This window comes from Robertkochia sediminum (genome assembly GCF_016786255.1).
GTDB classification, from domain to species: domain Bacteria; phylum Bacteroidota; class Bacteroidia; order Flavobacteriales; family Flavobacteriaceae; genus Robertkochia; species Robertkochia sediminum.
Window position 1 is genome coordinate 302,230 of record NZ_JADMKT010000078.1, and the last position, 14,159, is coordinate 316,388.

The following is a 14,159-nucleotide window of genomic DNA, read 5'->3' on the forward strand; positions in this document are numbered from 1 at the left end:
TCCGGGAACAAATACCCGCGGCATATGGTTTACGATCTTATTCATATGGGCAATAATTACTTACAGTTCAACTCAAATTCGGCACAAAATAAAGGATTTTATTACAGCGGAGCGGATTAATCGACAGGGGTAGTTATTTCGGGACAACCCTCATAGAAGAGGATCTCAACCACGCCGTCTACAGCTCATCCTCCTATTCTGACAATTGGGTAAAAGAGAATTCGCCATACAGGTAAAGACTTTGATATTTGATCCTGTAAAACCAAAACAAGTAAACTTATGAACAAATTAATTTTAGCAACGGCACTCTTTATGACATCCTTAGCACTTCAGGCTCAGGACGCAGTAACCACAGCAGATAACGGACTTCAGATCGAGGTACTAACAGAAAATGTAATGAATGATAAGGGTAAACTTCTGATCGCGCTTTATACGAAGGATGGATTTTACAGCAGGGATCCTTTTATGAAAACAGCGGTAGTTATCGAGAACGGAAGCGCAACCTTTGTATTTAAAGACGTTCCTCCCGGGACTTACGCCATCATGGCCCTTCACGATGAAAATGAGAACTATCGTATGGACATGCAAAGCAACGGGATGCCAAAAGAGGCCTGGGCTACATCCGGAAATGACCTCAGTATGGGACCACCGGATTTTGAGACCTCCAAATTTGAATTACAAAAAGAAAACCTGACCATCAACCTCCGATTCTAATGCCTTACCGCTAAACGGTATGGTCTATAGGTCCTCCGGCATCTTCGGGAGGGCCTTTTTTAGTTTAAAATACTGATTATCAAGACTCTTTATTAATAAGAGTAAAACCATAAGAATTGATGATAGTTTCGTAAATTTGAAAAGCCAATAAAAGCGTATCCACAATGACCATAACCCAATTACAGTACGTCCTTGCCGTTGCTGAACATAAGAACTTTACCCTGGCTGCCGAAAAAAGTTTTGTTACCCAACCTACGCTAAGCATGCAGATCCAGAAACTCGAAGATGAGCTGGATATCCTGATCTTCGATCGAAGCAAAAAGCCCATACAGCTTACTCAGGTAGGCGAAAAGATCGTAGACCAGGCCCGCAACATTGTTAATGAGTCGCACAGGATCAAAGATATCGTAGACCAGGAAAAGGGATTCATAGGTGGAGAATACCGTTTGGGTATCATTCCTACCATCATGCCTACCCTGCTCCCCCTGTTCCTTAAGAACTTTGTAAAGAAGTACCCTAAAATAAACCTTAAGGTCGAAGAGCGCAACACAGAGACCATTATTGAGATGCTCGAAGACGGATATCTTGACGCAGCCATTGCTGCAACCCCTTTAGAGCACCCGCACATTAGAGAGCGTGCCTTGTATTACGAACCCTTTGTAGCCTACATTCCAGATAGCCACAGGCTTTCCGGAAAAGCAGAGATCGATGTGGAGGACCTTGATCTCGACGACATCCTTTTACTGGAAGACGGACATTGTTTCAGGGAAGGCGTTATTAACCTTTGTTCTTCAAAGGGCGATTATACCGAACACCAATTTCAGCTGGCCAGCGGTAGTTTTGAAACCATGCTAAAACTGGCCGACGATGGTATGGGCATGACCCTATTACCGTATATGCATACCCTTGACATTCAAAAGGAGCAACAAAATAAACTTAGGTACTTCAAAGAGCCTCAACCGGCAAGAGAAGTGAGCATCATCTACCATAAAAGTGAATTAAAGATGCATATTACCGAAGCCTTAAAAGAAACGATCTCGGGAGTGGTTAGAGGCGCTATTGCCTTTCAAAATGTGAAGATCATTAGTCCGTTAAGTAAATAACAAGAACAAAACCCCATAAAAAAAGCCGCTTTGTTAAGCGGCTTTTTTTTATTTGATACAAATTAAACAAGTTGAAAGTTCCGGCTTCCCCTGAATGTATTGAACTAACCAGATCTTAAGTTCCTTTAGTTCGTGGGGTAACAGTCGATTAACAGCCTTTTCCAGCTCTTTTCGAAAGAGTTGTACATCAAAACTTACCTTTTCAAGTACCGTTTTGGTGTACTCAAACATAGCTCTAGGCATATCTTGAAGCATTTAGTTAGGTTAAAAAACAATAAATCATAAAATTTATCGGCCATGTAAAGTTAATAATAAATTCGACATATGAAATCATATTCTGAATTTTAATGATATCATTTTACGAATTTCATAATTTAAGTTCAGTTTAGTGTTTATACAATAAAGAAAACGCATTTTGACCATTTTTTATTGTGTGTTTAATTTCTATATTGAACACAAATAACACTCTTTTCTACTCACTTATGCGATATCTCCTGGTTTGTCTTGGGTTTCTGTCACTGTTTTCCTGTGGTTCGGCACCCCAAAGAAAGTTCAACAAAAACATAGGTAAGGTTCTGGATAGCGCCGCCTGGCAAAATCAATTCACCGGGATCTTTATCTACGACCCGGAGCAAAAGGACACCCTGTACCGTCATCATTCAGACAAGTACTTCACACCGGCCAGTAACACCAAAATATTTACGCTCTTTGTCGCCATGGAGCTCTTACCCGAACTATTGCCACAACTCCAATACCAGATCGATGCCGATACGATATACATCAAAGGAACAGGAGACCCCACCCTGCTTCACCCCTATTTTAAAGCGAACAAGAGCCTGGAACTTCTTCGTACTGCATCACAGGTGCGCTGGGTCTATGATCAACTGGACGCGCATGCCATGGGCCCCGGATGGTCATGGGGCGACTATGATGCGTACTACGCTCCGGAACGCAGCGAACTGCCGTTATACGGAAATGTGGTCATGGCCGCTACCCCTGCTGACAGCGCCCACTGGATATCTCCGGAAGGTTTTGAGCATCGATGGGAGCAGGAACCTCCAAAATTTTCAAGAGACCAGCACATTAATCACTTTTACCTCCATACCCGGGATCATACAGACACCCTGGAGATACCCTATATTACCGATACGACAGCCACCCGTATGCTTCTTGAAACCTACCTTGACAAAAAGGTCGACCTCGTTGAGGCGGCACCCGGCGAAACATGGGAAACCATCTATGGCATTCCAGCCGATAGCGTATACAAACGTATGATGAAGAACAGCGACAACTTTCTTGCAGAACAACTCCTTATTCAGGCCTCAGGAATGATAAGCGACACCCTGGATCCCGAAAAAGCTATCGCCTTTATCCTTGAAGGACCTTTGGCCCACCTCAAACAACAACCCAGGTGGGTAGACGGTTCCGGACTTTCAAGATATAATCTCTTTACCCCGGAGTCTATGGTGGCCACCCTTACGCAACTTTACGAATGCTACGGTACGGAGCGCTTATTCGCCTTTTTCCCGGAAGGCGGGGTATCGGGTACGCTCAAAAGGTATTTCCCTGATGCAGACAACACCCCCTATGTTCACGCCAAGACCGGAACGCTGAGCAATAATTACAACCTTAGCGGCTACCTGGAAACCCGCTCCGGCAAACTACTCGTTTTTAGTTTTATGAACAACCACTACCGGGAATCAAGTACGGCCGTAAAACAAAGAATGGCCCCGATCCTGGAATGGATACGAGACCATTATTAAAGTATAGCGTAATGGATAAAAGGCGTGTTTATCTTTACAAAGATCTTTAACTGGTGATCAGAAACGATTATCACCGTCCATCAGATCACCGAGTCCGCCAAGTACAGAGCCTTCACCTCTGCTTCTGCCTCCCTTGCGAGGTATCGAAGAGAGCACCCGCTCTGCCAGGCGACTAAACGGAAGCGACTGGATGTACACAGTGCCGGGACCTCGAAGAGTGGCATAGAAAAGTCCTTCCCCTCCGAAAACCGTATTCTTTATTCCTCCAACAAACTCAATATCGTAATCTACGTCTTTGGTGAAGCCCACGATACATCCCGTATCTACCTTAAGCACCTCCCCGGCCTGAAGTTCTTTACGGGCCAGGGTACCTCCGGCGTGAACAAAGGCCATACCGTCACCTTCAAGCTTTTGCATGATAAATCCTTCCCCACCGAACAGGCCACGCCCCAAACGCTTCGAGAATTCGATCCCCACAGAAACGCCTTTGGCGGCACAAAGAAAGGCGTCCTTTTGACAGATAAACTTTCCCTGGTACCCTGTAAGGTCAATAGGAACGATCTTTCCGGGGTAAGGCGATGCAAAACTTACTTTTCGCTTCACCGAAGCATTGTTGAGATAGGCCGTCATAAAGAGACTCTCTCCCGTAAGCAGTCGTTTCCCGGCAGAAAAGATCTTGCCAAGAACACTATTGTCCTGATTGGAGCCATCGCCAAAGATGGTGTCCATTTTTAATCCGTCCTCCATCATCATAAAACTCCCCGCCTCAGAGATCACAGCCTCCTGCGGATCGAGTTCTATTTCTACATATTGCATTTCTTCGCCATATATATGGTAATCTATTTCATGTGCGTTCATAGGTGCTGGTTTAAATTCAATATATAAGTACTCCCACGACCATAAATGTTACAGAGTCGCTTACTTTTTACGTAACGTCCATTCAAAATCGAACACAGAAACCACATCTCCCGATTCGTCCCTGCCTGTAGCGCGCATCCAACAGGTCTGCCCTTCCGAAGAACGCAAAACCTCCTCCATAACTCCTGCGAGCTTCTCACCATCTTCACAGGTAAATCGTATGGTACCCTTGGCCTTTTTGCTAAATGAGGCCTTATTATTAAGCACCAGCATGCTCACTGCTTTACCACTTGATTTTATATGCGACATGACCAAAACCCCGGTGGCCAATTCGGCTGCCATACCCTGTACGGCCCAAAACATCGAATTAAAAGGATTCTGATTTACCCAGCGATGTGTAACCCGGGTAATTGCCCTGTGATCTTCTAAAGCTTCTACCCTTACCCCGGTAAACCAGGCAGCCGGCAATTTAAAAAAGGTGAACGTATTGAGTTTGGAAGGCGTAAATGTCATGCTTCTTGTATTTAGCTGCTCTAAAATATTGATTATTACGAAGACTCTGTAAGGAGATAAATCTTAAATAAATGTTAAATTATAGTACTTTGTATTGCATAATACCTTCTTTTGGATATATATTTGTATAAGAAATTACAAGGTAAAGGAAATTATCTTCTATAGCATCAATCAATTAATCATCAAAACAGTTATGGACACCACCCTCACAAAACATCAAATGAACCTGGCTTCGATCATTCATATATCGACCTTTTCGAAGTACTTTTTTCCTTTTGGGAATTTTATTCTACCCCTGATCCTTTGGATATCGAATAAGAGTCAATCTTCTTTTGTTGACATTAACGGAAGAAATGCTCTGAACTTCCAGATCAGTGTACTTTTATACAGTCTTATCCTGGGGATCGTATGCATACCGTTCCTATTCTTTACGGCATTCGATTTCTTTCAAATGGCGAATTTACTGGAGCACAACACGCACAGTATCGATCTGCCGGTAAGAAGTTTTTACGATCTAAGCCTGAGAATGATCCCTGTAGGTATTGCAGGCCTGTTGTTCTTTGCGCTATTAATTCTCGATGTGGCATGTAGTATCATCGCCGGGATCAGAGCATCGAAAGGCATACTGTACAATTATCCGCTAACCATAAACTTTATAAAATAAACACCAGAACATCAATCATTAATCAAAAATCATCATCATCAATCAATCATTAATCAATCAAAAAACGAACAGTTTAATTTAAAGCATTATGTAACCATGAATATAGAGAACACAAAGGCACAGATGAGGAAAGGAGTTTTGGAGTACTGTATTCTTTCGATCCTTGAGAGCGAAGACAAGTATGCTTCTGAGATCCTTGACACGCTCAAAGATGCCAAAATGCTTGTCGTAGAGGGTACCATCTACCCCTTACTCACAAGGCTAAAGAACGCAGGTCTTCTCACCTATCGCTGGGAAGAGTCAACCTCAGGACCACCTAGAAAATATTACGCATTAACCGAAGACGGCACGAATTTTCTCAAAGAGCTCGACACCACCTGGGACGAGTTAAGAAACGCCGTTAACCTAGTAACCCGATCAAAAAGCACTAACAATGAATAAGACAGTCAATATAAACCTTGCGAACACCTTCTTTCATATCGATGAAGACGCATACAGAAAGCTACAGGGCTATCTCGAGGCCATCAAGCGTTCGTTTTCCGGAACCCCCGGAGGCGACGAGATCATGGCCGACATTGAAGCGAGGATAGCCGAACTATTCACCGAACGTCAGCAATCAGACCGCCAGGTGATCACCACCCAGGAAGTCAATCAGGTCATTGAGATCATGGGACAGCCGGAAGATTATATGGTAGATGAAGAGATCTTCGCCGACGAAGAGCCTTATAAAAAGGCAACAGGAGCTACCAAAGAGCCTAAGAAACTCTTCAGGGATATAGACAACCAGTATGTTTCCGGGGTATCGGCAGGTTTGGCGCACTACCTGGGGATCGATGTACTTTGGATCCGCCTCTTATTTATTCTGACCACGGTATTTTCAGGATTCGGAATCGTAGCCTATGTGCTTTTCTGGGTTCTTGTACCGGAAGCGAAGAGTACTGCCGAAAAACTCGCCATGACCGGGGAACCCATCAATATCACCAATATCGAAAAAAAGATAAAGGAGGGAATTGATACGGTAACCGAAAAGGTAAAGAACGTAGACTACGAGCAGGTGGGAAAGTCGGTAAAGGATGGTTCCAGGGGTTTTTTCGGTACTCTGGGTAATATCGTAACCACCCTGTTCAGAGTGGTTGGTAAATTTATCGGAATCATCCTTATCCTCACTGCAGCCTCTACCCTCATCGCCTTACTGGTAGGTCTGTTCACTGCGGGCTCCTTTAATATGTTTGGAGAGCAGCACTGGACCAACCTGGTGGCCATGAACGTAGATGCTCCCCTTTGGCTCATTAGTTTACTGGTATTCTTTGCTGTCGGGATCCCGTTCTTTTTCCTCTTTTATCTCGGACTAAAGATCGTGGTGAATAACCTGAACTCATTGGGACGCGTAGCGCAATTCTCGCTACTGGCTCTTTGGATCCTGTCGCTGGCTGGTCTTATCTCCCTGGGAGTGCAGCAAACTTCACAACGTGCAGTTTCAGGCAAGACTACGAATACGGTAGCGTTGAACGTCATGCCGTCTGACACGCTTACGATCAAGGTAAACTCCAATACGAATTTTAACGGGAGGTTCCTTAACGACAACGATTTTGACATTGTTGCTATAAACGGCGTAAAACATATTTATTCTGACGATGTTGAATTCTGGATCAGAAAATCGGCAGAGGCTAATGCCTATGTAGAGATCCAACGCAGGTCTCGAGGTGCCTCCTACGACGATGCCTTTGAACGAGCAGAAAATGTACGATACAACCTGCAAGTGGAAAACAACACCGTAACAGCCGATAATTACTGGCTGAGTGATGTTAACCAGAAGTTCAGGGATCAGGAAGTGGTAGCCACCTTCTACCTCCCCTCCGGTACCCGTATCAAATTCGATTCGCCTACCAATGAATATTTCAGAACTGTGGGTGCTCAGGGCTATACCGACTATAAGCGCGGACACAGCGAACACATCTATGAGATGTCTGAAGACGAAACCGTTAAATGCATCGACTGTGAAGAAACTCCAGCTGAAGAAGAGGAAACAACCACAGCGGCAGACACGGCTGATGTTCAGCCTGAAAACCCTGTAAACACAACCGAGACAGATACGCTTAACAACGAATAACACAACAAACCATTCATCAATCAACCGGGCAACCGGATCAAATCAAAAATTATGAGCACGCTAATCAAATTCATCACCGCATTCATACTATCGTTAACCCTATGTTCCTGCCAGTTCGGATTTATAGGAACCGGAGAAAAAGGAAATGGAAACGTGGTTACCGAAGACAGAAATATTGAAGGATCATTTAACGCCATCGAAGCCTCAGAAGGCCTGGACGTAATCGTACACCAGGACAACGAACTCCGCGTAAGCGTGGAAGCCGATGAGAACCTCCAGGACCTTATCATTACCGAGATCAAGGGTAATACCCTGAAAGTACATTGCGAGAAAGCGATCGGATGGGCCTCGGCAAAAAAGGTCTTTGTAAGCATGCCCGACGTTGCAAAACTGGAAAGTAACAGTGGCGCAGAGCTGTGGAGTACCGGGGTTATCAAAGCCAGCACCCTCCACCTAAGAACGTCGAGTGGCGCCGATATTCGCGTAGAAGTTGAAAGCGATGATATCGTACTGGAATCTTCAAGTGGTTCTGATCTCGATGTTCGCGGTATGACCACTAACCTGACGGCTCACGCCAGCAGCGGGAGCGATATCGATGCTTCGGGGCTTACAGCACTTAACGCCAAGGCCGAAGCCAGTAGTGGCGCCGACATCAAGGTAAACGCAACCGATAAGATCGATGTTCGCACGAATTCGGGTGGAGATGTACACTACATCGGCAACCCTGCGATCGTACAGAAAAAAGGCAGCACGCCTGAGAAGATCTTTAAAGATTAACCATCAACCCACAACCAACCAACCCATAATAAAAGACCTCTTTCGATCGAAAGAGGTCTTTTTTTGTAATGGCTTTATCTGTAAACAGACCGGTTTAATTCACATCCCAGAAGATCGGAGTGGTGAGATCTACAGTGGGTACATTATCGGGATTTCGAAGGTATTCGGTATCCGGATAATCAAAACGCAAAATAAAGTTAGTCCCCAATTCATTATTAGTAGGCACTGTAAAGTCCTGATAACCGTAATCAAAACGCCTTGCATCGACCCATGATTCGGGATGCAGGAACATAGCCACATATTTTTCCTTAAAGATCAGGTCCAGTGTTAATCCGGATGCTCCTACTCCAACAGCAGGATCTGCAAGATAGCTGTCGCGATCGGCCACAGACACTCCCAACTTATCCATATGCGCAGCAATACCTTCGAGGTAAGCCGCATAGGCTGCATCGGAATTACCGGCCCTGAAAGCTGCTTCGGCCTCGATGAATTTCACCTCTGCATAGGTGACCATGAGTAAGGGAGAATCATCGGAAGAATAGAATCCGGTAGTGGTCAGGTAACACTCTTCCTGTACGGTCCCGTCACCTATACGTCCCTCTCCGTTAACCGTTCCGCGATAGGTTACCCCATCAGGAAGCGCATCAGTTATAAGAGGAAGTCTGGGATCAAATACTCCAAAGGTGGTACCGTTCATAGCATCGATCACCTGCTCAGACAACCATCCTCCAAGGATAAGTCCTGCATTGTTCACCGCAACTTGCCCCCAGGGGTTCCTGTTCTGGAACTCACTGATCTGGGCATCGTCTTCATTAGAAGCATAAGCCGATGCTACGGCGTTAAGAACCGCATTAGGGTCATAGCTTCCGGTACCTGACAAATGATTCAGGTAACGAGCTTTTAGCGCATATGCCGTTCTGCTCCAGGCTTCGATATCTCCTGCGTGTATAAAATCACTGGACGCCGGAACGGTTTCGCCCAAATTCTCAGCGTTAAAATCGGCAATAGCCTCATCAAGAAGATTCACGATCTCCTGGTAAAGCACCTGCTGATCGTCATATCCGGGAAAGAGCGACTGAAAATTAAGTGCTTCAGAAAATGGCATATCACCATAAACATCGATTCCCATACCGAGGTTCAAAGCCGTAAGGGTTTTGGCGATACCCGCATAATGAACAGACTCCCCTTCTTCTGCAAGGCTTTGCATATCAGAGAGGTCTGAGAGCATATTGTAAATACCTCCCCAGGTACCATCGGTATTGATTCGTTCATAGATATCTGTGGCACTGGCTTCGTTAGGCGAAGCGAGGTACTGTGTATAGAATGAGGTAGTACCTCCAAATCGGTATACGTTAATACCGGAATTATAGGTCGTATTGGCCAGCAAACCATCCAGGGGTGGCTGGGTGGCAGCATTCGGATTTTCATTGATATCCAAATAATTATCACAACCCGAAAGCACGAGTGCTGCTACAAAAATATAGATTGCTTTTTTCATCATAGTTCTCATGATTAGAATGAAAGTTTTAGGGTTGCCGCATAGGTTTTAAGACCGGGGTGAGCTGCCAGACCATTGAATCCGTTAGCATTACCGGGATTGATCGAACTCTCCGGATCCCAACCTTTGTAATCGGTCCATAAGAACAGGTTGGTACCACTAAGGGTAAGGCTTGCTCTGGAGAGGCCCATTGCATCGGTAAAGTTACCCGGCATAGCGTAAGTAAGGCTTAGATTTTGAAGTCGAACCCATGATGCATCCTGCACGAAATTCTCTGTGATCCCGCGATAGATGTTACGGTAATAACCTCCGCTTAACGCCGTAAATCCATCCGGAGCATTTGCTTGTCCTAAGAACACTTCCTTGGTATTAGGCTGCCCGTCGGCAGTAACGCCTTCAAAAACTACGATGTCATCCCTGTTGGTGGTATAATCGGCCGTACCAAAGGCTGCAAGAAAGTTATCCAGGTTGTTGAATTTTTCAAATCCCTGACGAAAATCAAAGGCAAAACCGAGGGTCCAGTTCTTATAACTAAGGGTATTTGAGATATTCATCAACCAGTCCGGTGTACTGTTACCAATAATTTTTTGTTCGCTGTTTCGAACAGGGTAGCCATCTTCCCCAATGAGAATAGGACGGTCTTTATCTACTACCAAAGGATCTTCATCGGCAGGATCTTCGTAATAACGCGCATAGGATGTTCCTAAAATAGCACCATATGCCTGCCCCAGGTAAATTGCCTGTGAAGCAGAACTCCCCGCATACCCGAAGTCACTCCCAAGGAAAATACCGTTAATATCATTAAAGATCTCAATAACCTCATTCTTGTTATTGGAGAAGTTTAATAGGAAATCCCAGGTAAAATCGGTTGTTTGAACAGGGGTAGCGTTCAAAATAAGTTCTATCCCCGAATTGCGCAGTGTTCCCACATTCGTTGTATAACGGTCGTAACCGGTAGATAAAGGTACCGGCAAACTCAGGAGAGAGTTCTGTGCATCGGTGGTATACCAGGCAATATCGACCCCTAAACGATTGTTAAAGAACTTGAGTTCAGCACCGATCTCGAAGTCCTTCGAGATCTCGGCAACGAGATTAGGATCGGCTTTATTTCCTCCACGTGTCCAACCGGTCACATCGCCAATAGGAAATCCGGAGGCGGTAGGTACGTACACATCAGAGGTGAGGTATGGATCAGGATCAGATCCCCTTTCAGCATAGGAGGTTCTGAATTTTCCAAAATCAAACCACTCCGGCATATCAAACAGGTCAGAGAATACGAAAGAACCACTCACCGAATAATAATTGAACGAACGATTATCACTGCCTAAGGTCGAGGTCCAGTCATTTCTGTCTGTAACGGTAAGATAAAGAAAGTCCTTATATCCGAAACTGGCCTCCCCGTAAAGTCCTACGATCCTTCTTCGCGACTTGAACTGATTGGACGTGATTATAGAAGCATTTTGCAAACTAAAGAAGTTATACACATCGAGTTCAGCCCCATTGGTGGTTACCCTGTCGTAATCTTGTTGAAACACATCAAGACCTCCGCGAATGGTAAAGTCTAAATCGTCGGAGAGTTTAGTATTATAACTCATGATCAGGTTGGAATTCAGGTCCATACTGTTAATTCGCGTTTCCCGAACATACCCTAATCCGTTGTTCTCAAATACATTTTCATTGGCGATTCCCGTAGGTCCGGGAGCAAAGCCGGTTCGTGCATCACTATAGTAATCGATACCAAAGCGATATTGTACATCCAGCGCCTTTACGGGCTCCCAGTTAAAGCCCATATTTCCGATCACCCTGTTCACATCGTCTACAAGGCGGTTGGTTTTGGCACCGTAGATAGGGTTATTTCCCAAACTGCCATCAAAGCGGTATCCTTTCATGGTTCCGGCCAGAGGGCCATCGGTGAACTCATAATCGTTCACATCTGTTTGAGGTGCCCAATAGATCAATCGGGTATTGAACAGGTCAACGTCAACCCGATTACCTCCGGAATTGATATAATTTGCAGAAGCATTGATACTGAAATTATCTGCTACCTGAACCTTTCCGTTGATCTTTGCAGAAATTCTTCCAAAATCTGCAAATGGCAATACCCCTTGCTGGTAAAAATGTCCCAGGGAAGAATAGAAATACGACTTTTCATTACCTCCTGAAGCATCAAAGTGAAGATTGGTATTATACCCCGTCTGATAAGCATTCCTGAAATTATTAAAGAGCTCTTCCGGGTGTTCAGGATCAATGGCTCGCGCCTCCTCTACTGTAGGTCCCCAGGTAGGCCAAAAACTGTCGCGATCGTAGTTACCGGCAAATCCCTGGGTATACTCTTGCTGCACCTTAGGATATTTGTTTACATAATCGATCCCACTACTAGCCGAAAGATTAAACTGGGTTCGACCGGTCTTACCCGATCTGGTGGTGATTATGATCGCCCCGTTTTTTGCTCTAACTCCATAGAGGGCAGTTGCAGCACCTCCTTTAAGAACAGATATACTTTCTACATCACTCAGATCCAGGTCAGAAGCACGATTCGACATACCTCTAAATCCTCCCCCACCTACGGTAAGTTGGTCATTACTGATCTGTACCCCATCTACAACGAAAAGGGGCTGGTTATCTGCATTTGGGTCAAGAGAGTTAACTCCACGAATAATAATTCGTGAGCCTTGACCGGGAGCTCCTCCTCCACGGGTGATCTGAGCTCCGGCTACCTTACCCTGCAGGGCGTTTACCACATTGGTTTCCGGAACCTGAAGAATTTGCTCGGTATCCAGTTGCTGACTGGCGTATCCCAACGCCTTTTTGTCCCGCTGAATACCTAAGGCAGTTACAACAACTTCATCCAGTGCCTGAGCATCTGGCTCCATTGTTATGTTGATCATACTTCTCCCTTCCACCAGGACTTCCCTGGTTTGCATCCCTACATAGGAAAATACCAGAATATCACTTGCAGAAGCCTGAACGGTAAATTCACCGTCAAAGTTCGTCGAGGTACCCTTGGTCGTACCTTTGATCAAAATAGATACTCCCGGGAGGGGCACCCCTTTACTATCTGTCACAGTTCCACTTACGGTCTGCGCCACAGCAAAGGAAAAGCACCACAATGAAAGCATCGTTAAGAGTAGTCTTTTCATGAAATTTATGATTTAGATTGTAAGAAAATATATATAAAATTACCAACAAAATAAACAGATAATCCAATAAACTACACATGGACTTTCATCATGAACAGGCAAGAGCCTAACCAACAGGATCTTAGCGCGATCAACTCGTTTAGTAATAAGAAGGGTGACCTTTGGTGTATTGGAAAGAAAGCGTGTATTAAACAGAAGAAAAAAGAAAAATATGTCACCAATTTCAATGAATGTGTAAAAAAGAAAAAGCCCGGAAATCCGGGCTTTACATATTCTATGTAAACAGTAATGCGATTATGCCTTACTCTCAGACTGGTCTTTTACCACGAGACGGAAACCTTCGCCATGAATGTTCAGTATCTCTACAAGATCATCTTTTTTGAGGTATTTACGGAGCTTGGCAATATACACGTCCATACTTCTGGAGGTGAAATAGTTATCGTCTCTCCAGATCTTGGTAAGGGCCAGCTCACGAGGCATGAGGTCATTCTCGTGAAGGGCCAGCAATCTGAGCAGTTCGTTCTCCTTAGGCGATAGTTTTGTTGGCTCCTCATCTTTGTAGGTGAGAAATCGCAGTTTTGAGTTCAGGTGGAAATTTCCGATCTGGAACTCGAACTGCTTGCTATCTGCTAGAGATTCTGTACTCTTGCGCTGCAATATGGCTTTGATCTTAAACAGTAGCACCTCAGAATCAAAAGGCTTGTTGAGGTAGTCGTCTGCCCCAACCTTATACCCTTTTAAAACATCTTCCTTCAGTGATTTTGCGGTAAGGAAAATAATAGGGATCTTCTCGTCTTTATCCCTGATCTCCTTAGCCAGGGTGAATCCGTCCTTATAGGGCATCATCACGTCGAGAATACAGAGGTCGAAATTATCCTTGCGGAACTTTTCAAAACCTTCCATTCCGTTTTTCGCCAGGGTAACGTCAAAGTCGTTCATGGCGAGATAATCTTTAAGTACCACCCCAAAATTAGGGTCGTCTTCTACTAATAAGATCTTTTTATTTACTGTTTCCATAT

The 14,159-nt window shown here is 44.7% G+C and carries 13 protein-coding genes; 7 read left to right on the top strand and 6 right to left on the bottom strand.

The genetic code is table 11. From position 1 onward, the window contains the following. Positions 1-279: 279 nt before the first annotated feature. Both IS446_RS12665 and IS446_RS12670 read left to right on the top strand, forming a co-directional pair. A complete protein-coding gene (locus IS446_RS12665) occupies positions 280-714 on the top strand; it encodes a DUF2141 domain-containing protein (protein ID WP_203061114.1) in 435 nt (144 codons plus the stop codon). A 164-nt stretch (positions 715-878) separates the two neighbouring features. Beyond that, the gene (locus IS446_RS12670) at positions 879-1,817 is read left to right on the top strand and encodes a LysR family transcriptional regulator (protein WP_203061115.1); all 939 of its coding nucleotides are present in this window, start codon (positions 879-881) and stop codon (positions 1,815-1,817) included. A gap of 48 nt (positions 1,818-1,865) precedes the next feature. On the opposite strand, the gene IS446_RS12675 is transcribed toward IS446_RS12670, so the two are convergent. Further along, on the bottom strand, positions 1,866-2,060 hold the full coding sequence (locus IS446_RS12675; RefSeq protein ID WP_203061116.1) for a hypothetical protein: 195 nt from the start codon (positions 2,058-2,060) through the stop codon (positions 1,866-1,868). A gap of 239 nt (positions 2,061-2,299) precedes the next feature. Between IS446_RS12675 and IS446_RS12680 the strand changes: the two genes are divergently transcribed. Continuing rightward, on the top strand, positions 2,300-3,580 hold the full coding sequence (locus tag IS446_RS12680; RefSeq protein WP_203061117.1) for a D-alanyl-D-alanine carboxypeptidase/D-alanyl-D-alanine-endopeptidase: 1,281 nt from the start codon (positions 2,300-2,302) through the stop codon (positions 3,578-3,580). A 57-nt stretch (positions 3,581-3,637) separates the two neighbouring features. On the opposite strand, the gene IS446_RS12685 is transcribed toward IS446_RS12680, so the two are convergent. Together IS446_RS12685 and IS446_RS12690 are read right to left on the bottom strand one after the other, a co-directional pair. Then, positions 3,638-4,438: a TIGR00266 family protein gene (locus IS446_RS12685; protein ID WP_203061118.1), complete on the bottom strand. Its 801-nt coding sequence runs from the start codon at positions 4,436-4,438 to the stop codon at positions 3,638-3,640. Between the two features lie 60 nt (positions 4,439-4,498). Beyond that, positions 4,499-4,951: a DUF4442 domain-containing protein gene (locus tag IS446_RS12690; protein WP_203061119.1), complete on the bottom strand. Its 453-nt coding sequence runs from the start codon at positions 4,949-4,951 to the stop codon at positions 4,499-4,501. A gap of 193 nt (positions 4,952-5,144) precedes the next feature. Here IS446_RS12690 and IS446_RS12695 point away from each other — a divergent pair, with 193 nt between their 5' ends. From IS446_RS12695 to IS446_RS12710, 4 genes are all read left to right on the top strand, one after another. Then, positions 5,145-5,615, top strand: a complete 471-nt coding sequence (locus IS446_RS12695) for a DUF4870 domain-containing protein (protein WP_203061120.1) — start codon at positions 5,145-5,147, stop codon at positions 5,613-5,615. 96 nt (positions 5,616-5,711) lie between these two features. Then, positions 5,712-6,056, top strand: coding sequence for a PadR family transcriptional regulator (locus tag IS446_RS12700; protein ID WP_203061121.1), 345 nt, complete (start codon positions 5,712-5,714; stop codon positions 6,054-6,056). Continuing rightward, positions 6,049-7,725, top strand: a complete 1,677-nt coding sequence (locus IS446_RS12705) for a PspC domain-containing protein (protein WP_203061122.1) — start codon at positions 6,049-6,051, stop codon at positions 7,723-7,725. Before IS446_RS12700 ends, IS446_RS12705 begins: the two co-directional genes overlap by 8 nt. 51 nt (positions 7,726-7,776) lie before the next feature. After that, entirely contained in the window at positions 7,777-8,502 is a 726-nt protein-coding gene (locus IS446_RS12710) for a head GIN domain-containing protein (protein ID WP_203061123.1), read from the top strand. Positions 8,503-8,596: 94 nt separating this feature from the next. Here the strand turns inward: IS446_RS12710 and IS446_RS12715 are convergent, their stop codons facing one another. From IS446_RS12715 to IS446_RS12725, 3 genes are all read right to left on the bottom strand, one after another. Then, positions 8,597-10,003 (bottom strand): SusD/RagB family nutrient-binding outer membrane lipoprotein, encoded by a 1,407-nt coding sequence (locus IS446_RS12715; protein ID WP_203061124.1) that lies wholly within the window; start codon positions 10,001-10,003, stop codon positions 8,597-8,599. An 11-nt stretch (positions 10,004-10,014) separates the two neighbouring features. Further along, on the bottom strand, positions 10,015-13,140 hold the full coding sequence (locus IS446_RS12720; protein WP_203061125.1) for a SusC/RagA family TonB-linked outer membrane protein: 3,126 nt from the start codon (positions 13,138-13,140) through the stop codon (positions 10,015-10,017). 294 nt (positions 13,141-13,434) lie between these two features. Continuing rightward, positions 13,435-14,157: a response regulator transcription factor gene (locus IS446_RS12725; RefSeq protein WP_203061126.1), complete on the bottom strand. Its 723-nt coding sequence runs from the start codon at positions 14,155-14,157 to the stop codon at positions 13,435-13,437. Between the last annotated feature and the right edge of the window lie 2 nt (positions 14,158-14,159).

What these genes read in the sequence shown, in the direction of transcription:
- IS446_RS12665 (WP_203061114.1), top strand. Translation starts at nt 280, where the DNA reads ATGAACAAATTAATTTTAGCAACGGCACTCTTTATGACATCCTTAGCA.
- IS446_RS12670 (WP_203061115.1), top strand. Translation starts at nt 879, where the DNA reads ATGACCATAACCCAATTACAGTACGTCCTTGCCGTTGCTGAACATAAG.
- IS446_RS12675 (WP_203061116.1), bottom strand. Translation starts at nt 2,060, where the DNA reads ATGCCTAGAGCTATGTTTGAGTACACCAAAACGGTACTTGAAAAGGTA.
- IS446_RS12680 (WP_203061117.1), top strand. Translation starts at nt 2,300, where the DNA reads ATGCGATATCTCCTGGTTTGTCTTGGGTTTCTGTCACTGTTTTCCTGT.
- IS446_RS12685 (WP_203061118.1), bottom strand. Translation starts at nt 4,438, where the DNA reads ATGAACGCACATGAAATAGATTACCATATATATGGCGAAGAAATGCAA.
- IS446_RS12690 (WP_203061119.1), bottom strand. Translation starts at nt 4,951, where the DNA reads ATGACATTTACGCCTTCCAAACTCAATACGTTCACCTTTTTTAAATTG.
- IS446_RS12695 (WP_203061120.1), top strand. Translation starts at nt 5,145, where the DNA reads ATGGACACCACCCTCACAAAACATCAAATGAACCTGGCTTCGATCATT.
- IS446_RS12700 (WP_203061121.1), top strand. Translation starts at nt 5,712, where the DNA reads ATGAATATAGAGAACACAAAGGCACAGATGAGGAAAGGAGTTTTGGAG.
- IS446_RS12705 (WP_203061122.1), top strand. Translation starts at nt 6,049, where the DNA reads ATGAATAAGACAGTCAATATAAACCTTGCGAACACCTTCTTTCATATC.
- IS446_RS12710 (WP_203061123.1), top strand. Translation starts at nt 7,777, where the DNA reads ATGAGCACGCTAATCAAATTCATCACCGCATTCATACTATCGTTAACC.
- IS446_RS12715 (WP_203061124.1), bottom strand. Translation starts at nt 10,003, where the DNA reads ATGATGAAAAAAGCAATCTATATTTTTGTAGCAGCACTCGTGCTTTCG.
- IS446_RS12720 (WP_203061125.1), bottom strand. Translation starts at nt 13,140, where the DNA reads ATGAAAAGACTACTCTTAACGATGCTTTCATTGTGGTGCTTTTCCTTT.
- IS446_RS12725 (WP_203061126.1), bottom strand. Translation starts at nt 14,157, where the DNA reads ATGGAAACAGTAAATAAAAAGATCTTATTAGTAGAAGACGACCCTAAT.